Origin of the sequence: Pseudomyxococcus flavus, assembly GCF_050038885.1 — a bacterium.
GTDB classification, from domain to species: Bacteria; Myxococcota; Myxococcia; order Myxococcales; family Myxococcaceae; genus Myxococcus; species Myxococcus flavus.
Map to the genome: position 1 here is coordinate 4,243,863 of NZ_CP143624.1, position 18,516 is coordinate 4,262,378.

18 protein-coding genes are annotated in these 18,516 nt (G+C 71.3%); 10 read left to right on the top strand and 8 right to left on the bottom strand.

All coding sequences use genetic code 11. From position 1 onward, the window contains the following. Positions 1-41 precede the first annotated feature (41 nt). Positions 42-1,274 carry an acetyl-CoA C-acyltransferase gene (locus tag VZL07_RS17870; RefSeq protein WP_426756767.1) on the bottom strand — a complete coding sequence of 411 codons (1,233 nt, stop codon included), beginning with the start codon at positions 1,272-1,274 and terminating at the stop codon, positions 42-44. A 206-nt stretch (positions 1,275-1,480) separates the two neighbouring features. On the opposite strand from VZL07_RS17870, the gene VZL07_RS17875 reads away from it, so the two are divergent. Beyond that, positions 1,481-2,047, top strand: coding sequence for a hypothetical protein (locus VZL07_RS17875; RefSeq protein ID WP_426756768.1), 567 nt, complete (start codon positions 1,481-1,483; stop codon positions 2,045-2,047). 363 nt (positions 2,048-2,410) lie between these two features. Then, positions 2,411-2,965, top strand: a complete 555-nt coding sequence (locus tag VZL07_RS17880) for a metallophosphoesterase family protein (RefSeq protein WP_426756769.1) — start codon at positions 2,411-2,413, stop codon at positions 2,963-2,965. A gap of 11 nt (positions 2,966-2,976) precedes the next feature. Here VZL07_RS17880 and VZL07_RS17885 read toward each other — a convergent pair whose 3' ends face one another. Next, positions 2,977-3,849, bottom strand: coding sequence for an NmrA family NAD(P)-binding protein (locus VZL07_RS17885; RefSeq protein WP_426756770.1), 873 nt, complete (start codon positions 3,847-3,849; stop codon positions 2,977-2,979). Continuing rightward, positions 3,846-4,295: a nuclear transport factor 2 family protein gene (locus VZL07_RS17890; RefSeq protein WP_426756771.1), complete on the bottom strand. Its 450-nt coding sequence runs from the start codon at positions 4,293-4,295 to the stop codon at positions 3,846-3,848. The genes VZL07_RS17885 and VZL07_RS17890 overlap by 4 nt, the downstream gene beginning before the upstream one ends. Before the next feature lie 76 nt (positions 4,296-4,371). Here VZL07_RS17890 and VZL07_RS17895 point away from each other — a divergent pair, with 76 nt between their 5' ends. Further along, complete coding sequence (locus VZL07_RS17895; RefSeq protein WP_426756772.1) at positions 4,372-5,340, top strand: AraC family transcriptional regulator; 969 nt, start codon at positions 4,372-4,374, stop codon at positions 5,338-5,340. Here VZL07_RS17895 and VZL07_RS17900 read toward each other — a convergent pair. Further along, on the bottom strand, positions 5,334-5,783 hold the full coding sequence (locus VZL07_RS17900; RefSeq protein ID WP_426756774.1) for an antibiotic biosynthesis monooxygenase family protein: 450 nt from the start codon (positions 5,781-5,783) through the stop codon (positions 5,334-5,336). The genes VZL07_RS17895 and VZL07_RS17900 overlap by 7 nt on opposite strands. Positions 5,784-5,870: 87 nt before the next feature. Here VZL07_RS17900 and VZL07_RS17905 point away from each other — a divergent pair, with 87 nt between their 5' ends. Further along, positions 5,871-6,644, top strand: a complete 774-nt coding sequence (locus VZL07_RS17905; protein ID WP_426756775.1) for a helix-turn-helix domain-containing protein — start codon at positions 5,871-5,873, stop codon at positions 6,642-6,644. 46 nt (positions 6,645-6,690) lie between these two features. On the opposite strand, the gene VZL07_RS17910 is transcribed toward VZL07_RS17905, so the two are convergent. From VZL07_RS17910 to VZL07_RS17920, 3 genes are all read right to left on the bottom strand, one after another. Next, complete coding sequence (locus VZL07_RS17910) at positions 6,691-7,887, bottom strand: hypothetical protein (protein ID WP_426756776.1); 1,197 nt, start codon at positions 7,885-7,887, stop codon at positions 6,691-6,693. Positions 7,888-8,380: 493 nt separating this feature from the next. Further along, a complete protein-coding gene (locus VZL07_RS17915; RefSeq protein ID WP_426756777.1) occupies positions 8,381-8,896 on the bottom strand; it encodes a hypothetical protein in 516 nt (171 codons plus the stop codon). A gap of 106 nt (positions 8,897-9,002) precedes the next feature. Then, positions 9,003-10,346: a short-chain fatty acid transporter gene (locus tag VZL07_RS17920; protein ID WP_426756778.1), complete on the bottom strand. Its 1,344-nt coding sequence runs from the start codon at positions 10,344-10,346 to the stop codon at positions 9,003-9,005. 182 nt (positions 10,347-10,528) lie between these two features. Here VZL07_RS17920 and VZL07_RS17925 point away from each other — a divergent pair, with 182 nt between their 5' ends. Further along, a complete protein-coding gene (locus tag VZL07_RS17925; RefSeq protein WP_426756779.1) occupies positions 10,529-12,658 on the top strand; it encodes an FUSC family protein in 2,130 nt (709 codons plus the stop codon). 6 nt (positions 12,659-12,664) lie between these two features. Here the strand turns inward: VZL07_RS17925 and VZL07_RS17930 are convergent, their stop codons facing one another. Next, positions 12,665-14,206: a PAS domain-containing sensor histidine kinase gene (locus VZL07_RS17930; RefSeq protein WP_426756780.1), complete on the bottom strand. Its 1,542-nt coding sequence runs from the start codon at positions 14,204-14,206 to the stop codon at positions 12,665-12,667. A gap of 153 nt (positions 14,207-14,359) precedes the next feature. Between VZL07_RS17930 and VZL07_RS17935 the strand changes: the two genes are divergently transcribed. The 5 genes from VZL07_RS17935 (at position 14,360) to VZL07_RS17955 (ending at position 18,389) form a co-directional block, all read left to right on the top strand. After that, positions 14,360-15,172, top strand: coding sequence for a helix-turn-helix domain-containing protein (locus VZL07_RS17935; RefSeq protein ID WP_426756781.1), 813 nt, complete (start codon positions 14,360-14,362; stop codon positions 15,170-15,172). A 75-nt stretch (positions 15,173-15,247) separates the two neighbouring features. Further along, entirely contained in the window at positions 15,248-15,598 is a 351-nt protein-coding gene (locus tag VZL07_RS17940) for a DUF3703 domain-containing protein (RefSeq protein ID WP_426756782.1), read from the top strand. An 89-nt stretch (positions 15,599-15,687) separates the two neighbouring features. Further along, positions 15,688-17,163, top strand: a complete 1,476-nt coding sequence (locus tag VZL07_RS17945) for an RAD55 family ATPase (protein WP_426756783.1) — start codon at positions 15,688-15,690, stop codon at positions 17,161-17,163. A 28-nt stretch (positions 17,164-17,191) separates the two neighbouring features. Then, positions 17,192-17,557, top strand: a complete 366-nt coding sequence (locus VZL07_RS17950; RefSeq protein WP_426756785.1) for a response regulator — start codon at positions 17,192-17,194, stop codon at positions 17,555-17,557. 7 nt (positions 17,558-17,564) lie between these two features. After that, complete coding sequence (locus VZL07_RS17955) at positions 17,565-18,389, top strand: hypothetical protein (protein WP_426757312.1); 825 nt, start codon at positions 17,565-17,567, stop codon at positions 18,387-18,389. Positions 18,390-18,516 lie beyond the last annotated feature (127 nt).

An 18,516-nucleotide genomic window follows, 5' to 3' on the forward strand; every position in this document is an offset into this window, starting at 1 on the left:
GGCCTGCTCACCGGGCCCCGCGCCGTGCCACACGGAGCGGCTCACACGCGCTCGAGCACCGCCGCCACCGCCTGACCGCCGCTGGTGCACAGGGTGACGAGCGCCAGCGACTGGCCTCTTCGTTCCAGCTCGTCCAGGGCGGTGCCCACCAGGATGCTGCCGGTCGCGCCCAGGGGATGACCCAGGGCGATGGCGCCGCCGTTGACGTTGACGCGCTCCAGGTCCAGCTCCAGCGCACGCATCGTCTGGAGCACCACGGCCGCGAAGGCCTCGTTGATTTCCCACAGGTCGATGTCGCGAGGCTTCAGGCCCGCGGCGTCCAGTGCCTTGCGCGCGGCCACCGCCGGTCCGGTCAGCATCAGGACGGGGTCGCTGCCCACGGCGCTCACCGCGCGGACCCGCGCGCGGGGCTTCAGCCCGTGCGCACGCAGGTAGTCTTTGGATGCGACGAGCACGGCGCCCGCGCCATCCGCGATGCCGCTGGAGGTCCCCGCCGTGTGCAGGTGGCGGACTGCTCCCGCGCGGGGGTAGGCGCGCAGCGCCAGTTCGTCCAGCGTCTCGCCCGCGGGGCCCTCGGGACGGGCGCCGAGCTGGATGAAGGAGGGCGTGAGCGCGGCCAGCTTCTCCGCGGTCGTGTCCGGCCGCGGATGGTCATCCACCGCCAGCAGCACCTCGCCCGTCTGGGGATGCGTCACCGGGAACAGGCTGCGCTGGAACCGTCCCTCGGCCTGGGCCCGCGCGGCGAGCTGCTGCGAGCGGAGCCCGAAGGCGTCCAGCTCCTGCCGGGTGAAGCCCTCCAGCGTCGCGATGAGGTCGGCGGAGATGCCCTGGGGCACCTGGAAGAAGCGCCGTCGCAGGTCGACGTTGCCCCCATCCGTTCCGCCGCCGTCCGCGTTGAGGCCGTAGCGGCTCATCTGCTCCACGCCGCCCGCGACGACGAGGTGCTGCACCCCGGACGCCACGCCCATGGCGGCCAGTGACAGCGCCTGGAGTCCCGAGCCGCAGAAACGGTTGAGGCTGAAGCCGGGAATCCCGATGGGCCACCCGGCCGCCAGCAGCGCGTTGCGCGCGAGGTTCGCGCCCTGGGCTTCAATCTGGGACACCACGCCCACCACCACGTCGTCCAGGTCCGCGACGTCCACGCCCGTTCGCAGCGGGAGCTGCTTCAGCGTCTGGGCCAGCAGCTCCTGCGGGTGCAACCCGCTGAGCGCGCCCTTTCCGGGCCGGGCCCGGGCACGAGGGGTACGGACCGCATCCAGAATGTAGGCCTCCATCGACGAACCCTCCTGTGGCGGGGCCGCGTCATGGCGCGCCCTCGGGAGTCATGAATATGATGGTCATCATATTTTCGCAACGCCGAGTTGGCGACTGCGGCGAGGACTGGCGAGCGGCGGACGAGGGGCGGCCCTTCGAGGCAATGGCTGTCGTGAGGGGCGCTCTCAATCTTGGCGCCTCCCCCGCCGCTGTCCTGGAGGTCTCCATGAACCGCCTCTCTCTCAAGAGCTCATTCTCCGTTCTCAATTGCGTGAGTGGCATTGCCGCCATGCTGGCATCCGCTGTCGTCCCCGCGACGGCGTCCGCACAGGTCCTCCCGCCCGAGTTCACGCTGGTCGAGTGCTCGCAGGGGAATCAAAGCCAGAAATATTCACCCGCCATCTCCCTGTTTGCCCGGGCGACGAACGTGACGGGGACGGGGCAGTTCACCTCCTGTCTGGACCCAGCAGACCCTGGGATTGCCTTTGGCGCGTTCACCATCACTGGCAATGGCACGGCGAGCTGCCTGCTCGCGAGCGTGCCGACCCAGGACACAGTGACGTGGAGCGATGGCTCCCAGAGCATCATCGAGTTCGTCGGCGGCGCGGACGTGCGGCCCCCGGGAATGACGACCATCACCCTCCTGGGGCGCGTCTCCACCGGTCGCTATGAGGACGCGATCGCCATCAAGACGATGGACCTCTCCTCCGTGCCCGGCGTGACGCAGTGCCTGCTGGGCGGCGTGCGGTCCGCCAGCGCGAACATCTCCCTGACGCTGTTGCGGCTGTTCTAGGCGCTGCTCGCGGTGCCCGCCTCGCTGGGGCCGCCGCCTCCGGTCCCAGCGAGGCGGGCGGGGACGTGGCTGTCAGGATTGCGCGGCCAGGGGCGACGCGGGGCGCCGTGCGAATCCTGAAGCTCGAACCGGAGCCGTTGTCCCTGTGGCCCTACCTTGCCGCCGCCCCCAGGGGTGGTGCCGAAACCCAGAGCCTGCCTCTCCTGAAGGGGCAGGTCGACGCGCTGCCGGCGGGGCTGGATGCCCTGGTGGTGACGTCGGACCTGCAAGGGGTCGCGCCTTGCGCGTTGCGAGGAGGCGCGGTGGCCCTTCCTGGGGGAAGTCCTGGCGGATGGCCTCGCGGCCTTGAGCGAACAGGGCGCATTGCCTCCCTTGGCGCACACGGGCGTCGTGCTGGCGGGGGACCTGTATTCGGACGACACCGCCATGGTGAGGGGCGCTTCCGGGGACGTGCGGTCCGTCTGGGAGGCCTTCGGGCAGCAGTTCCGCTGGGTGGTGGGCGTGGCGGGGAATCACGACACCTTTGGGGGCACACGTGAGCAGGCGCGGTTCTTCCGCCAGCGCCCGGCGTTGCGGTTGCTCGATGGCGATGTGGTCGAGATGGATGGTCTGCGAATGGGCGGCGTGGGCGGCATCATCGGCCGCCCGGACAAGCCGGGCCGACGCGACGAGGAGACTTTCCTCCGGGAGGTCCGCCGCGTCATGCGGCAGCCGCCCGAGGTGCTGGTGTTCCACCAGGGGCCGGATGTGCCCGGGACGCGCATGCGTGGCAGCGCCGCCATTCGAGAGGCGCTGCCGGCCCGCGAGGACCTGCTGGTGATTTGCGGTCACGCGCACTGGGACACGCCGCTGGTCTCGCTACCTGAGGGGCCTCAGGTCCTCAACGTGGACAGCAGGGCCGTGCTCCTCACCCGCTGACGGTGGTGCGCTCAGCGCCAGCTCGCGGCGTGGGCCCTGGCGAAGTCCTCGAAGGAGCGCGGCTCGCGCCCCGTCACGCGTGACACCGTTTGTGTCACCCGGTCCTCCGCTCCATTCCGTATCGTCTCCTCGAGCTGGGCGAGGAACCTGGCGTAGGGCGCCGGCATGCCTCCCGCTTCCATGAATCGCTGTGCCTCGTCCGTGCTCACGGCCTGGTGCCGTACCGGACGTCCCGTCACCCGGGTGAGGATGGCCGCGATGTCGTCGTACCCCAGTGCTTGAGGTCCGGTGATGACGTGCGCGGTGTCATGGGCGCGCTCATCGGTGAGCGCCCGCACGGCCACCTCCGCGATGTCGTGCGCATCGACGAAGCCGACGCGGCCCTGGCCCGTCGCTGTCACCATCAAGCCGTCCCGCCGGATGGCCGCGCCGAAGTGATGCTTCGGGTCGGCGAAGTTCTGCATGAACCAGGAGGGCTGGAGCACCGTCCATTCGGGCATGCGCTCGCGAAGTGCCTGGTGCACCGTCCCATGGCCTGGTGTGCCTTCCGGGATGGCGGAAGCACTGAGCAGGACCGCGCGCCGGACGCCCCGCGCCAGCGCGCGCTCGATGAAGGGCAGCATCAGGGCGGAGGGGTCCTCCACCTCTCGCGGGGCAATCAAATACATGCGCTCCACGCCCGCCAGCGCCGCGTCATGGCTGGTCGCGTCCGCCCAGTCGAAGCGCACCGCCTCGACGGAGCCGCCCGGCAGCCCACCCTGGCGCGTCGCCGCGCGGACGGGCACGCCAAGCTCCGTGAGGCGCGAGACGATGTACCGCCCCGTGTTGCCCGCCGCCCCGATGACGAGGACGCGGCCACCGTTCTGTCGCTGAGGCGCCGTCATGACGGGTTCACCATCTGCTGGAGGTTCTCGGTGCCCCCGAAGGCCCTGAGCCCGAGGATGGGGTCCCAGTACTCGCGGTAGTGGACGATGCGCCCCTCCCGCGATTTCAGCACCAGGATGTAGTCCTGCTCGTACGGCTTGCCCGTGAGCGCGATGGTCGCGGAGCCGTGCACCTCCGCGATGGCCACGTCAGGGTCCGTCGTGAGGTAGCGCCGGACGTTCGAGAAGACGAGCCCCAGGAAGTGCTTCGGCGTTTCCGCGAAGTAGCCGCGGATGGCCTCCCGGCCAACCAGGCGCTCGGGCGCGCCGAGCGACGGCGCATAGGGGAACTCGACGACGGCGTCCTCGGCGAAGAGGCCGAGCCAGCGTTCGATGTCCGTGCCAATCAGCGCCAGGTGGGCGTCCATCAACGCCCCCGCATCTCGCGCAGGTGAAGAGAGGTTCATGTCTTGCTCCGGGTTTGTGATGGACGAAGGGTGCCGCCGGGGCTATGGATTCTCAATGCCAGTACGTCCATCTTTATTGCCCGAGCGTCCAAGCCCGGTGGCGGACCCGCCGGATGTCGTCTCCGACGTCCTGGAGACGCTGCGCCTCTCCACGGTGCTCTTTGGCCGCTTCGAGCTGGGGGCGCCCTGGGCGCTGCGTCTGCCGAAGAAGGAGAACGCGACCTTCTATGTGCTGGCGCATGGCCAGATGCGGCTTCGGGTGGATGGCGTGGCCCCGTCATTCCAGGTGTCCGCGGGCGACGTGGTGTTGGTGCCTCAGGGCTCGGCGCATGTGTTGGATGACGGCACCCGGCGAGCGCCCGCGGCCCGGGACTTCATCCCCGCCGAGGCGTTGCGAGGACCGGTGGCGGCCCCGTGCCGGCTCGGTGGCGCGGGACCGGTCAGCACGCTCATCACCGGATGCTTCCGGTTCAGCTCGGGCGTGCAGAGTCCGCTGCTGGCTTCGCTCCCGCCCGCCATCCACCTGTCGGCGCAGGAGCCCCAGGTGGCTTCGTGGCTCTCCTCGACGGTGCGGCTCATCGACGCCGAGAGCCAGGCGCGCAAGCCGGGCAGTGCGCTGGTCCTGGGACGGCTCGCGGATGTCCTGCTCGTCCAGGCGTTCCGCGCGCGGGCAGAGACTTCCGCCACGGACGGCGCGGGATTGCAGGCCCTGTCGGACCCGACCATTGGCGCCGCGCTCGGGTTGATGCACGGGCGCCTGGGCGAGCCCTGGACGGTGGAGCGGCTGGCGGCCTCGGTGGGGGTGTCACGCTCGGGCTTCGCGGCGCGGTTCCACCAGCTCGTCGGCGAGCCGCCGCTCCAGTATCTGGCGCGGTGGCGGATGACGAAGGCCGCGCAGTGGCTGCGAGAGACGCAGGACACCCTCCCCGAGGTGGCCGAGCGCGTGGGCTACGTCAGCCCCGTGGCGTTCAACAAGGCCTTCAAACGGTGGCACGGCGTGGGGCCGGGCGGCTACCGGCGCATGCAGGACGAGGTCCGTTACTGAAGCGCGAGCGGCGCACGGTAGTTGCCGCGCTCCATCTTCACGCCCAACCGGGAAAGCAACGCCGGCACGTCGACGCCGATGCGCTCGTAGTACGCACGCGCCTCCGCGCCCGCTTTCTCCAGTGCATCCGGGCTCTCCCAGGCCGCCACGGTCATGAGGTTGTAGCCCGAGGTGTCGTTCTGCCGTTCGAGGACGACGTGTCCGAGGAAGCCCGGCTGCGTCCGAAGGAACCGGGTGCTGCGATGGATGGCCGCTTCGAGCTCCGGCCGCGCGGCTTCGGGCACGGAGAAGCGGTCGATGCGGAACTGGATGTCCGGGTTCTGTTCGAGGTCGATGGTCAGCTTCATGGGCGGGGTGTTCTCCGGGATGGCGCGCGCCGCATGGGGGGTGGTGCAGGCGATGAGGAAGGAGGCAAGGGCCGCGGTAGCGAGTCTGCGAAGCATGGGCGCACCGTACCGATGGTGGCTCGCGGCGGGCTTGGACGAATTCAGTGCAGACCGTCACGTCGCCCGGCATGCTCGAGGCCGCCCATGGCCGTGACGGTGTTCACCCCAAGCGAGAGGCTGGCGCCCTTCGTCCGCGTCTTCGAGGTGATGGAGACGCAGGAGGAGATGACGCGTGTCCTCATTCCCGAGCCGAGCATCGTCATCGGCTTCCGCTTCCGAGGCGCCTCGCAGCTGGTCGAAGGCGGGGAGGCGCGCACCGTCCCCGACAGCGTCATCTCCGGACTGCGCGTCAGCGCGAGGCGCATGCGCACCCTGGCGGGCAGTGGCATCATCCTCGCCAAGTTCCGCGCGGGCGGTGCGGCGTTCTTCTTCGACACGCCCATGCACCTGCTCTTCGGAGAGACACTCGCGCTCGACAGCCTGGTGCCCCGTGCGCAGGTGGACCGCGTGGCGTCGCGAATCGCGGACGCCGGAGATGATGCCCGGCGCGTGGCCCTCCTGGATGCGTTCCTGCTCTCACGCTTGCGCCCCCATGCGGTCCCCGGCGCCGTCCAGGCCGCGGTGCAGGCGCTTCAGTCGGAGCCGGGAGCGGTGCGCATCGCCAGGCTCGCGCGCGACCTGGGACTCAGCCAGGACGCGCTGGAGAAGGGCTTTCGCCGTGCGGTCGGTGCCTCGCCGAAGCGGCTCGCTTCCATCCTGCGCCTGAAGAGCGCGGTGTCCGCGTACAGGCCCGGCATGCGCCTGTCCCAGCTCGCGCACGAGGCTGGTTACTACGACCAGTCACACTTCAACCGCGAGCTGCGAGCCGCTGTCGGCGAGGCACCGACGCGCCTGCTGGGCTCGAGCGACTATTGCTGAGCCCCGGGCCTCAAGGTTTCACTGACTTGGACGTGGGCAGCCGGGCTCACGGCTTCAGGCGAAGGAGGAACCCATCCCGCGGGCGGGGGTAGGGCGTGCCCTCCGGGTAGATGCGCGCGAGCGCGCCGGCCACCACCGCGTGGCCACCCAGGTCCACCGCCACCGAGCGCGCCTGCGGGGCGCTGGGACTGGAGAACGTGCGCACCCAGAGCGAAGCCCCGTCCTCGGGGTGGAGCCGTGCCACGTAGAGCCCCGCGGGGGCGCCGCCGCGTGCGCCCAGGTCCAGGCCACCATCATGCGAGCCCACGAGGGTGAGCTGGCCCGCGTCGTCCGTGGCCAGCGCGGAGGCGGTGGCCGCGAAGGAGCGCGCCCAGCGCTCCTTGCCGGCGGCGTCAAAGGCCGCCACGAAGCCCTGGGCGCCGCTGGACGTGTGAGGCTCTCCCCGGAAGTAGAAGCGCCCGGAGAAGTTGCCGCCGACGAAGACGCGGTCGGGGCCCACCGCCACGGCGCTCGCGGTGCCCTCCGTGCCGCGCAAGTCCCGGCTCCACACGTGGGCCCCCTCGGGCGAGAGCTTGAGGGCAAAGGGCGTGCGCTGCCGCACCGTGACCAGCGCCGGGCCGCCAAAACAGACACCGCCCGCGTAGGCGCCCGTGACGTAGACGCCGCCAAAGACATCCACGGCCACCGCCCGGGCCGTCACCAGGCCCTCGGCGCGCGCGCTCCACACGCGGCTCCAGCGCGTCTGGCCATGGCCGTCCAGGCTCACCACGAAGGCGGAGCGCTGGCCCTCGGGCGCCTGCCTCACGGCGTCCCCGAAGTGCCGCTGTCCGCTGAAGTCTCCCGCCACCACCACGCCGCCGGTGCCGTCCGGCGCCAGGGCGTTGATGGCGAGCGTGCCTTCTCCGTCGAAGCGCCGCACGCGCTCCAGCGCGCCCTGGGGTGAAAGCCGGGCGAGGAAGGGCCCCGCGGGCAGCTCCCGCGCGCCCAGCGTGAAGCCCGCGGACGTGCCGCCCAGCCACACGTTGCCCTCGCCGTCCACCGCGAGCCCGCCGACGCGTGCGCGCGTGGATGCCATTGCAGGCGTCAGCCCGTGCGCCCAGCGCAGGGTGCCGCCCGGTGAGAAGCGCGCCACCACCAGGTGCGGCGCGTTCGATACGTGGTTGAAGGGCAGGGGACCTCCCCCAAGGTCCAGAGGTTCACGGTAGGTCGCCGCGACGAGGACGTCCCCGTCGGGAGCCACCACGGTATGTGGCGCCTCGCTGTCCCCCAGCACCAGCGGACGCGTCCACGCCAGGACCCCCTCGCCCTCACCTGCGGCCGACCCCGCCACCTCCAAGCCCGGAGCGCGGGCCGCCGCGTGCGCCCGCTCCCCGCACCCCGCGAGGAGAAGCCCGCACGACAGCACCCCGATTGCCCATCGCCACCCCTCCATCCCCGCCCCGGCCTCTCCCCCAACCCCAGCCCCGACAGCCCCCTGCCCCTCAACCGGAGTGGTGCTTGTGCAAGGGCACTGCCAGATGCCCCTCCGGGGCGGATTCCCTCGGGAGCGCAGCGGAACATTGCCCCCGGGGCAGAGCGGCGTGTCGGGTGTGCTGAAAAAACTCCCTGTCCTCCAGGGAACGTCGGGGGAAAAACGACGGACCTGGAGGGCAGATGTCTGTCCATGGCCCTCCAAAGCGAACGCCCGCCAGGTGGTCTGGCGGGCGCCGGGTGCTTCGGCCTGCTTCAGGCGCGAATCAGAGGACCTTGACCTGAATCTCCTTCAGGACCTGGTCACCGCGCAGCACCGACACCGTCCAGGCGCCGGGCTTGCTCAGCCGCAGGCCCGTCCACTGCCGCGCGCGCCAGCCCTCGCCCTTGATCTTCACGTCCTTCGTCTCGCGGACGACGGTGCCCTGCTTCGACTGCACCATCAGGTCATCGATGGCGTCGCCCTGCGGCACCAGATAGGCCTGCCACAGCATGACGGTGGTGCCGGCCTTGATGCCCTCGGGGCCCACCTCGGCGATGCACTCGTACTTGTTGGGGCCTTCCTTGGCGACCTCCGTGCAGACCTTGGCATCCACCAGCACCGGGCCCTGGCCCTGGCCCTTGTAGAAGTAGTTCCAGGTGTCGCGCACCGCGTCCGCGTCCGGCGCCTTGACCGGCGTGGCGGCGGGCGCTCCGGCGGCCGGCGCCGCGTCCTGCGCCAGTGCCACCGACGACATCCCCAGCACCGCGCACAGCAGGCTCCGCGTCAGCATCTTCGCCATCTCAAGTCCCCTCGTTCTCGTGATGAGGCGGGCCCCCAGGCCCACCATGCAAGAGGGGGTGTAGCACAGAATCACGCCGCTTCCTTCCGCCACGCCCCCGCGCCGCTCAGCCGAAGAGGAAGAAGGCCAGCGTCACCAGCGGCAGGTACACGAGGAAGGCCACCAGCAGGAAGCCCAGGAGCTCCTTGAACTCCAGCCGCGCCACCGCCAGCAGCGGCAGCGCCCAGAAGGGCTGGATGAGGTCGGTGGCCATGTCTCCCCACGCATACGCCAGCACGACCTTCTGGGGTTCCACGCCCAGCCGTGTCGCGGCGTCCAGCAGGTAGGGCGCCTCGATGGCCCACTTCGAGCCGCCGGAGGGGACGAAGTAGTTCACCACGCCGCTGTAGAGGTAGACGATGGCGGGGAAGGTCTCGCGGGTGGACAGCGACACGAACAGCTCGCCGATGCGCTCCGTCAGGCCGGTGGCCTTGAAGATGCCGTAGATGCCCGCGTACAGCGGGAACTGGAGGACGATGCCGTGCAGCACGGTGCCGGCCTCCTCGCTGGCCTTGAGCAGCCGCGCGGGCGTGCCGTGCAGCAGCACCGCCAGCACCAGGAAGGTGAAGTTCACCACGTTGAGGTTGAGCGCGCGCCAGCCGCCATTCATCCACAGGTGCCGCGCCAGCCACAGCAGGCCCAGCACGCCGATGAGGGTGTTGAGCAGCCGCGAGTGGTCCAGCCAGAGGGCGAAGCTCCGCTCCGAGGGGCGCGAGGGGGGCACGAAGTCGCCCAGCGACTCCAGCACCGCCGGGTCCACGCGGACGGTGTTCTCCGGCCGCGGGTGCAGCACCCACGCGAGCAGCGTCAGCCCCGCCACCACGGCGAGCGTGAGGCCCACGTTGAAGGGGGAGAACAGCGTCGTGTCGATGGGCAGCACCCCCAGGCTCTTCTCCAGGAAGTGGCCCGGCGTGGCCACCAGCAGCGGCGCGGAGGCGGACAGGCCCGAGTGCCAGGTGGCGCCCAGGCCGAAGTACGCGCACGCCACCAGCAGCCGGTAGTCCACGTCCGGCCGGCGCTTCACCATGAAGCGGACCAGCATCGCGCTGGCCACCAGCGACAGGCCCCAGTTGATGTACGCCAGCGCCATGGAGACGAACGCCATCCACGCCGCCGCGCCCCGGGGCGTTCGCGGCACCCGCGCCGCGCGCTCCAGCAGCGCGCGCACCGGCGCCGTGAGCGCCAGCAGGTAGCCGGTGAACATCACCAGCGCCATCTGCATGGAGAAGCCGAGCAGCTCCCAGAAGCCGCTGCCCCAGGCATCCAGCACCGCGGGCGGCGCGGCGCCGGCCCAGCCCGTGGCCAGCGCCATGGTGAACAACGTGAGCAGGACGGCGATGGCGAACGCGCTGGGCACGAAGCGCGACGAGAAGCGGCCCAGGCCTTCGGCGATGCGGACGAGGGTCTCCACGAGGTGTCGCTCCTTGGCGGGGACGACACGTTACGGCATGTGTGGCGCGGCCGGTCCGTGAAACCCTTTTTCGGAACGTGTGGCCGCGCGGGCCCGGGCGCCCTGGCTCCCCTGGCCGCTGGGGTGCCCGGAGGAGAAGGGCAGAGGTTCCTTCCGCGCCTCACGTTGCCAACGCTCTCAGGATGCGCCGACTGTTTCGACACCTGCGCTCCGTTCTCCGGGTCCGGCCAGGCAAGCCCGCCGTCGGGGCGGGGCTCCGGACCGCGCTGGCCACCGCCGTCCCCCTGGTCCTCGCCTTCCTGCTCGGCGTGAAGGATGCGAGCTGGGGAGGCTTGTCTGGACTCCTGGTCTCGCTGGCCGACAAGGGCGGCTCGTACCGGGCGCGCGCGAAGGAGCTGGGCGCGGTGACGGTGCTGGGCGCCGTGGTGGGGGCGCTGGGCGCGCCGGGCGGGTCGACGCCCTGGCTGGACGTGACCCTGATGTGGCTGGGCGTGACGGCCGCCGCCTTCGCGCGCAGCTACGGCGAGACAGCGGGCTCGGTGGGCGGGCAGCTCGCGGTCATCTTCGTGGTGTCGCTGGGCGCGCCCGCGGTGGAGCTGGAGGCCACGCTGGCCCGTGGGTTCTGGCTGCTGTTCGGCGGCGTCTGGGCCATGACGTTGTCGCTGGTGCTGTGGCCCCTGCGGCCCTACCGCCCGGCGCGCCGGGCCATCGCGCGCGTGTACCGGGAGCTGGCGGAGGCGTGCTGGGACCTGAGCCGGCTGTCGCGCGAGAGCGCCAGCTCCCAGGAGTGGGTGGAGGCGGCCGAGCGGCACCTGGGCGTGCGGCCCCTCATGGAGCACGCGCGCGCCACCCTGGGCGCCACCCGCGGCAGTCACCTGGGCAAGTCCCGGCGGGGCGAGCATCTGCTGGTGCTGCTGGAGACGTGCGAGCCGTTGTCCGCCCAGCTCATCGCCCTGGCCGAGGCCATGGAGGCGGCCGTGCGCGAGCCTCGCTTCCTGCCGCTCCGGGCGCGGGTGGAGTCGCTGTGTGATGCCTACGCGGCCATGGCGTCCTGGGTGGAGCAGGTGCTGGTGTACGAGCGCAACGAGGGGGCGCCACGCGCGCCCCGGCTGGTGCCTCGCTCGCGCCGACGCCGCGGCTACCACCGGCCCTCGTCGGGCATCCGCACGCGCGAGGACCCGCTGTCGCTGCACGTGGACGTCATCTTGAGGAAGCTGCGGGAGATGGCCGGGGTGGTGCACGAGACGGCCGCGGGCCTCTTGCACGGGGACCCCGTGTCCGACCGCGGGCGCAGCGTGGTGGGGAGCGAGCCGCGGCATGCGCGCTCCTGGCTGGCGCCGCTGCGCGACCACCTCCACTCGGACTCGCTGGTGTTCCGGCACGCGCTGCGGGTGGGGCTGGTGGCCACGGTGGCGCTGGTGGTGACCCAGCTCGTGGGCATCCGTGACGCCCACTGGGTGAGCCTCACCGTCATCGCCATCCTCCAGCCCTATTCGGCCATCACCGAGGAGCGCGCGCTCCAGCGCGTGGGCGGGACGCTGCTGGGCGCGTGCCTGGCGGCGGTGATTGCCACGCGCGTACATTCCCCCTCCGCGCTGCTCACCGTCATCGTCCTGCTGACGGCGGTGTCGGTGGCGCTGCTGCCCATCAACTTCGGCGCCTTCCAGGTGCTGCTCACGCCGGACTACCTGCTGCTGGCCACGTTGAGCTCGGGAGACTGGAGCCTCGCGGGACAGCGCGCCCTGGGCGTGCTGCTGGCCTGCGCGCTCGCGCTGATGGGGGCGTGGCTCCTGTGGCCCATGCCGGAGCGCCGGCGCTTCCCGGAGGCCGCGGCGGCGGCGCTGCGCGCGGATGGGGACTACCTGCGGGAGGTCATCTCCCGCCACAACGCCGCCCTGCCGGAGGCCGCCGCCGCGCGCCGCCACTTCGGCCTGGCCCTGCTGGACGCGGAGGCTTCCTTCGAGCGCCTCACGGCCGAGTTCCACGGGCCGCCCCAGCAGCTCGAGTCCGGCATGGCCGTCATCACCTATGCGCGCCGCTTCGCCACCGTGGTGACGGCCCTGGGCATGGAGCGGCCGGAGGCGGAGGTCCCCGGCCAGCTGAAGCTCCTGGCGCACCAGGCCGGCCGCGCGCTCGACGACCTCGCGGAGGCGTTGCGTGCCCGGCGCGTGCCGCCGCCGCTGCCCCCGCTGCAGGTCTCCTGCAAGACGGACGACCCCGTCTTCGGCGCGCTGCTCGAGAGGGTGCCCCGCCAACTGGGCATGCTCCATGGCGCCGTCACGCGGCTGAGCAGCGGTCCCATCCTGCGGTGAGGCCCGTCAGGGCCGCGCCTCGTGCCGCGCCCGCGGGGAGAGCACGGGGAGCGAGACGTAGAACGTGGAGCCCCGGCCCGGCTCGCTCTCCACCCAGATGCGGCCGCCGTGCCGCTCGACGATGTCGCGGCAGACATAGAGGCCCAGCCCCAGTCCTCCATAGCGGGACACGGGGGCGTTGCGGGCGCGGAAGAAGCGCTCGAAGAGGTGCGCCTGCTCCTCCTTCGGAATGCCGATGCCCACGTCCGCCACGGCCAGCAGGGCGTCCGCGTCCACGTGGGCCAGCGTGATGCGCACGGTGCCGCCCTGGGGGCTGTACTTGAGGGCGTTCTCCATGAGGCTGGTCAAAAGCTGGGTCAGCCGGCCCCGGTCGCCCATCACGACGAGCTCCTCCTGGGACAGCTCGCACGCGAAGTCATGGTCCGGGCTGATGGCGCGGAAGTCCGAGCACACCTCCCGCGCCACCTCGAGGAGCGGCACGGGCGCGCGCCGCAGCTTCAGCCGACCCGCCTCCACGCTGGAGGCGTCCACCAGGTCGTTGACGAGCGACGTCAGCCGGTGCACCTGGGCCATGGCCTTGTCCACGCGCTCCTCGGGGATGCCGGTCTTCTCCTTCAGGGCGCGCTTCATCAGCTCCAACTGGAGGCGCAGCGGCGTCAGCGGGGTCTTCAGCTCGTGCGCGGCGATGGAGAGGAAGTCGTCGCGCACGCGGATGGCCTCGTGGGCTTCCCCCAGCAGCCGCTCCTGCGTGCGCTCCGCCCGCACGCGCTCGGTGACGTCGCGGAAGCTCCAGACGCGGCCGGTGATGGTGCCCCGGTGCCACTGGGGCAGCGAGTAGCGCTCCAGGAGGCGTCCGTCGCGCAGTTCGATGACATCGAAGCTCTCCTCGGCCGGTGCCGTGTGCAGCGCCTGGAGCCGCGCGAAGAAGGCTTCCGGGTCCTTCACCTTCTCTCGCACCGCCTCCAGCACGGCCGCGTCCTGCACGAAGCCCTGCAGCTCGCTCAGGCCCCAGAGGCGCTTGAACTGGCGGTTGTGGGCGGTGATGCGCCCGTGCCGGTCCACCACCAGGAGCCCGTCCGTCGTCGAGTCCAGCGTGGCTTCCAGCAGGGACACGGTCTGCGCGAGCCGCTCCTGGGCGCTGTGCTGTTCGGTGACGTCGACCATGATGCCGTGCAGCCTGAGGGCGCGGCCGTCCTCGGACTGCACGGTGACGATGTCGCGCAGCCAGACGGTGCGGCCGTCGGCGGCCAGCATCCGGTACTCGAACTCGTGGGGACGGCCTTGCCTCGCCGCGGAGAGACAGTAGGCGGACGCCCAGTCGCGGTCCTCCGGGTGCAGGTGCTCCACCCAGAAGTCAGGCTCGTCGAGCCAGCGCTCCACCGGGTAGCCGAGCAGCCGCTCCGCCTGCTTGCTGACGAAGACGAAGCGGAAGGAGGGGTCGGCCTCCCAGACGATGCCGTCCAGGTTGTCCACCAGCGCGTCCTCTCCCCGACGGGCGCGGGGGCTGCCTCGCCCGCCTGTTTCCAGGCCTGGCTCCGTCTCCGCCATGGCGCGCTCCCTCCCCTGGAGCGGGGCTTTGTCCCCATCAATCAATGCACCCTGGCGCGCGCGTGCCACCGGACCCAGCCTCCGACAGGCGCATCCACGGACGAATCCCCGGGGCGTCGCTCGGTCATGCGAGGATGCGCGCCGAGCAAGCCCATGACACCTCCTCACCGCGCCCGCCGAAGCCCGCGCGCCTCCCGGCCGGCACAGTGGCTGGGGCGCGTCTTCTTCGGCGCCCGGTGGTTGATGTACGCCGGGCCGCTGGCGCCCACCGACCCGCACGCGCACCCGACCTTCCAGGTGCTGCTGTCCCTGGGAGAACCGGTGCGCCTGCGCGACTGCGTCCAGCGGGAGGTCGAATGCCGCGCGGCTGTTGTCCCTCCGGACGTCGAGCATGCCGTCGTCCAGGGCGCGCTCGACACGGTGCTGCTCCATGTCCCCGCGGAGGACCTGGTGGGGCGCCGGCTCCGGACGCTGGGCATTGCCGCGGACGCGGCGGCATGGGGCCGCGCGGGCGACGCCCTGCGGGGCTGTGGCATCGGCCGGCTGCCCGTGCGCTGGGCGGAGGCCGAGGCGCAGACGCAGGCGCTGCTTCAAGCGCTCCAGGCCAACGCCGGGCTCGCGCCGCCCACCCACCCCGCGGTGAAGAAGCTGCTGCGGCTCTTGCCGGACGCGCTCGATGAAGACGTGCGCCTGGCCGCGCTGGCGCCGCGCGTGGGGCTGTCGGTGGGACGGCTGTCTCACCTCTTCACCGCCGAGGTGGGCTTCCCCTGGCGCCCCTACGTCGTCTGGCTGCGGCTGCACCGTGCCGCCGAGCAGCTGCAGCAGGGCGCGTCGCTCACCGAGGCCGCGCACGCCGCCGGCTTCACCGACAGCGCGCACCTGAACCACGCCTTCCGTCGCACCTTCGGGCTCAGCCCCTCGGAGATTGCCGGCGTGGTCGAGTGGGTGCGCCCGCCGTCGCGATAGCGCGTTCCTACAAGCCCGCGCGGGCCTTGTGCGGCCAAGGTGGCGTCATTCCCTGTCCGAGAGGAATCGATGTCGATGAAGCCGATGCTGCGCGCCGCCTTCGAGCGCGAGCTGCGCGAGGCCACCGGGGCCGAATCCCGTTCGGAGCTGGCGCGCGCCTGGCGGCATCTGGAGCGAGCCCATGTCCTCAGCCAGGCCCACGCGGGGCCTCATGTCCGCGTGCACTGGCGCATGCTGGCGTTTGGCTGGCGCCGTCGGGATGCGGCCGAGCTGTGGGGGCAGGTGGTGAGGCTGCTGGTCGCCGCTCCGGGCTCGTGGCTTGGCCGGGCCCCGCTGGGCAACACGGGAGGCGCCAACGTGGGCATCCTGACCCCCATGCCCATTCCCGAGGACCTGCAGGCCCTGTTGGACGCGGACGTCCGCTGAGACCCGGGTCATGCGGCCCGCCTCGGGCTGATTTCTTTGCACATCAGCAGCGGCGCGCCCAGGCGAATTACGGTATGCAACGGGGCATCATGTCCTCTTCCGAGCAACCCTCGCGGCAGGACGCACGCGTCTCCACCGGTGTTCCTGGGCTCGATTCCGTGCTGGGCGGTGGTCTCGTCGCCTCGGGTGTCTACATCATCGTGGGCGAGCCGGGCGCGGGGAAGACCCTCTTCGCCAACCAGCTCTGCTACCACCAGGGCCGCGCGGGTGCGCGCTGCCTGTACGTCACGCTCCTGGCGGAGTCCCACGCTCGCATGTTGGCCAACATGCGGGACATGGCCTTCTTCGACTCGGCGCTGCTGCCCGAGGGGGTCTACTACGTCAGCGGCTTCCGCATGCTGGAGGAGCAGGGCCTGCCAGGCCTCCTGGAGCTCCTGCGGCGCGAGGTGCGCAACCACAACGCCAGCATCCTGGTGCTGGACGGCCTGGTGCAGGCACAGGAGGCCGCGGGCAGCAGCCGTGACTTCAAGAAGTTCATCCACGAGCTGCAGGTCGCCGCGGGCCTGGCGCGCTTCACGGCGCTGCTGCTGACGAGCGCCAACGGCCCGGCCGTCCACCCGGAATACACCATGGTGGATGGCATCCTGGAGCTGCGCGAGCGCACCCTGGGCGTGCGCTCCTGGCGCGAGCTGCAGGTGCGCAAGTTCCGGGGCAGCGCCACGCTGCAAGGCGTCCACACCTTCCGCATCTCCAATGAGGGACTGGAGGTCTTCCCGCGCCTGGAGTCGCGCGTGTCGCGCACGCCGCCGCCGGACCCCGGTGCCCAGCGCGTCCACTTCGGCGTGCCGTCCCTGGACGCGCTCTTCCCGGAGGGGCTGGCGGCGGGGTCCACCTCGCTGGTGCTCGGTCCGCCGGGGGCGGGCAAGACGCTGCTGGGCAGCAGCCTGCTGGCCGAAGGCCTGAAGCAGGGCGAGCCGTGCCTCTACATGGGCTTCTACGAGGCGCCCAACCGGCTGCTGGGCAAGGTGGCTGCCGCGGGCATCGACCTGGGGAGTGCCTCGGGCGACGAGCGGCTGCGCATCCTCTGGCAGCCTCCCGCCGAGTGCGTCCTGGACATGCTGGCCGATCAGCTCCTGGCGGACGTGAAGCGGCGCAAGGTGAAGCGGGTGTTCGTGGACGGGCTCAGCGCGATGCAGCAGTCCTCGCCGGACCCCATGCGCATCAATTCCTTCTTCGCCGCCCTCACGCAGGAGCTGCGCTGCGCGGGGGCCACGACCCTCTTCGGCATGGAGACGCCGCGGCTCTTCGGTCCGGTGTTGGACGTGCCGATGGAAGTGGGCCCTTCCGCTGTGGCGGAGAACCTCTTCTTCTTGAGACATGTCGAGCTCGAAGGCCGCCTGCGCAGGCTGCTGAGCATCTTCAAGATGCGTGACACCCACTATGACCCCACCCTGAGGGAGTTCGTCGTCACGCCCCAGGGCATCGAGGTGCTGCCACCCTTCAAGAACGTTGTGGATACCCTGCTCACGGGACTTGCCCGCCACCCGGGCACTGGCCATTTCTGAACGAACCGCGAGGAGTAGTGCCACCTGTATGGAGACGGTCCTGGTGGTGGATGACGAGCAGGGCATCCTGGAAGCCCTGGCGGACCTCCTTCGAGAGGAGGGCTACCGCGTTCTGACCGCCTCTCACGGACGTGAGGCGCTGGAGCGGATGGCGGAGCTCCGGCCGGACCTGGTCCTCACCGACTGGATGATGCCTGTCATGGATGGACCGGCCCTCATCGAGCGCATCCGGGCCGAGCCGGCCTACAAGGATGTCGCGCTCATGGGGATGAGCGCCGTGGACGTCTCCGCGCTGCGGCGCCTGTACCCAGGGATGCCTTTCCTCCAGAAGCCCTTCGATATCACCGCGCTGATGCGACAGGTCCGCAAGGCCCTGGATGCGAAGCGCGCCTGAGGCCCTCATGTACTACCTGTTCAAGCTGGGCCCCGTGCCACTCAGCCAGGGCACCACGCAGGTGCAGGTGTACCTGCGAATCTCCGAGTCCGGCGAGCCGGCCGCTCCCGTGTTCGAGGCGGAGGATGACGTGGGGCTGCGGGCCCTGCTGGACGGCGTGGACGCGGCGGAGGTCCGCTGCGAGCCGGCCCTGGCCGCCGCGGGCGCGGCGCTGGGACTGGCGGTGGCGGAGCCCTCGCAGGCGGCCCTTGCGTCGTGTGCGGCCATCGCCACCTTCCTGGCGTGGGGGCAGCGAGGCTTGTCGGGGCTGGGGTCCGACAAGGCGCTGCTCTTCGTGCAGGCGGCGACGGAGTACTGGGAGGCGCGGCCCTGGACGCACTGGGACGACAGCCAGCCCTTCGAGGTGGCCGTCACCGGGCCCCTGACGCACACCTTCGAAGGGTGTGTCTTCCACATGGGCGACGGGCGCGCGGGGCTGGCGCTGTACTTCAAGCCGGGCGCGCTCCAGATGCTGATGGAGATGCAGGCGCGCGGCCAGGGTGACGCGGCCACCAGTCTGCCCGCGATTGCCGTCACGCTGGACACGTCTCCCGCCTATGCCGTGGAGGCGCTCACCGCCGCGGGCCGCGCGCCCCGCTTGCCCTTGCCGTTGAAGACGGGGCCGGACGGCATCAGCGTGCCCACCACGCTGGAGTCCCTGGTGCTGGTGGCCGCGCTGCGCGCCGTGGCCCGGCTGTCTCCCACGCAGCAGGAAGTGCTCAGCAACGTGGTGGCGGGCGAGGCGCAGATGCAGGTGCGGGTCCGCGCGCCAGCGCCGCGCGTCCGGAACTGAGCCTGCCTGGCCATTCCGCGCGAGCGCCGCAGCTTCACGCCGTGTGGTGCCTCGCTCCAGGCAATGTTGGCTGCCCGACGAAGGGCTTCCGGAATGTCGCCTGATGGCCAGCCGAGCTGCCCGGGGG

Excerpts from the sequence above, each read along its gene's own strand:
- VZL07_RS17875 (WP_426756768.1), top strand. The coding sequence starts at position 1,481 with ATGAACCGCCTCTCTCTCAAGAGCTCATTCTCCGTTCTCAATTGCGTG.
- VZL07_RS17885 (WP_426756770.1), bottom strand. The coding sequence starts at position 3,849 with ATGACGGCGCCTCAGCGACAGAACGGTGGCCGCGTCCTCGTCATCGGG.
- VZL07_RS17925 (WP_426756779.1), top strand. The coding sequence starts at position 10,529 with ATGCGCCGACTGTTTCGACACCTGCGCTCCGTTCTCCGGGTCCGGCCA.
- VZL07_RS17930 (WP_426756780.1), bottom strand. The coding sequence starts at position 14,206 with ATGGCGGAGACGGAGCCAGGCCTGGAAACAGGCGGGCGAGGCAGCCCC.
- VZL07_RS17955 (WP_426757312.1), top strand. The coding sequence starts at position 17,565 with ATGTACTACCTGTTCAAGCTGGGCCCCGTGCCACTCAGCCAGGGCACC.
- VZL07_RS17915 (WP_426756777.1), bottom strand. The coding sequence starts at position 8,896 with ATGGCGAAGATGCTGACGCGGAGCCTGCTGTGCGCGGTGCTGGGGATG.
- VZL07_RS17870 (WP_426756767.1), bottom strand. The coding sequence starts at position 1,274 with ATGGAGGCCTACATTCTGGATGCGGTCCGTACCCCTCGTGCCCGGGCC.
- VZL07_RS17900 (WP_426756774.1), bottom strand. The coding sequence starts at position 5,783 with ATGCTTCGCAGACTCGCTACCGCGGCCCTTGCCTCCTTCCTCATCGCC.
- VZL07_RS17890 (WP_426756771.1), bottom strand. The coding sequence starts at position 4,295 with ATGAACCTCTCTTCACCTGCGCGAGATGCGGGGGCGTTGATGGACGCC.
- VZL07_RS17950 (WP_426756785.1), top strand. The coding sequence starts at position 17,192 with ATGGAGACGGTCCTGGTGGTGGATGACGAGCAGGGCATCCTGGAAGCC.
- VZL07_RS17905 (WP_426756775.1), top strand. The coding sequence starts at position 5,871 with ATGGCCGTGACGGTGTTCACCCCAAGCGAGAGGCTGGCGCCCTTCGTC.
- VZL07_RS17940 (WP_426756782.1), top strand. The coding sequence starts at position 15,248 with ATGAAGCCGATGCTGCGCGCCGCCTTCGAGCGCGAGCTGCGCGAGGCC.
- VZL07_RS17945 (WP_426756783.1), top strand. The coding sequence starts at position 15,688 with ATGTCCTCTTCCGAGCAACCCTCGCGGCAGGACGCACGCGTCTCCACC.
- VZL07_RS17935 (WP_426756781.1), top strand. The coding sequence starts at position 14,360 with ATGACACCTCCTCACCGCGCCCGCCGAAGCCCGCGCGCCTCCCGGCCG.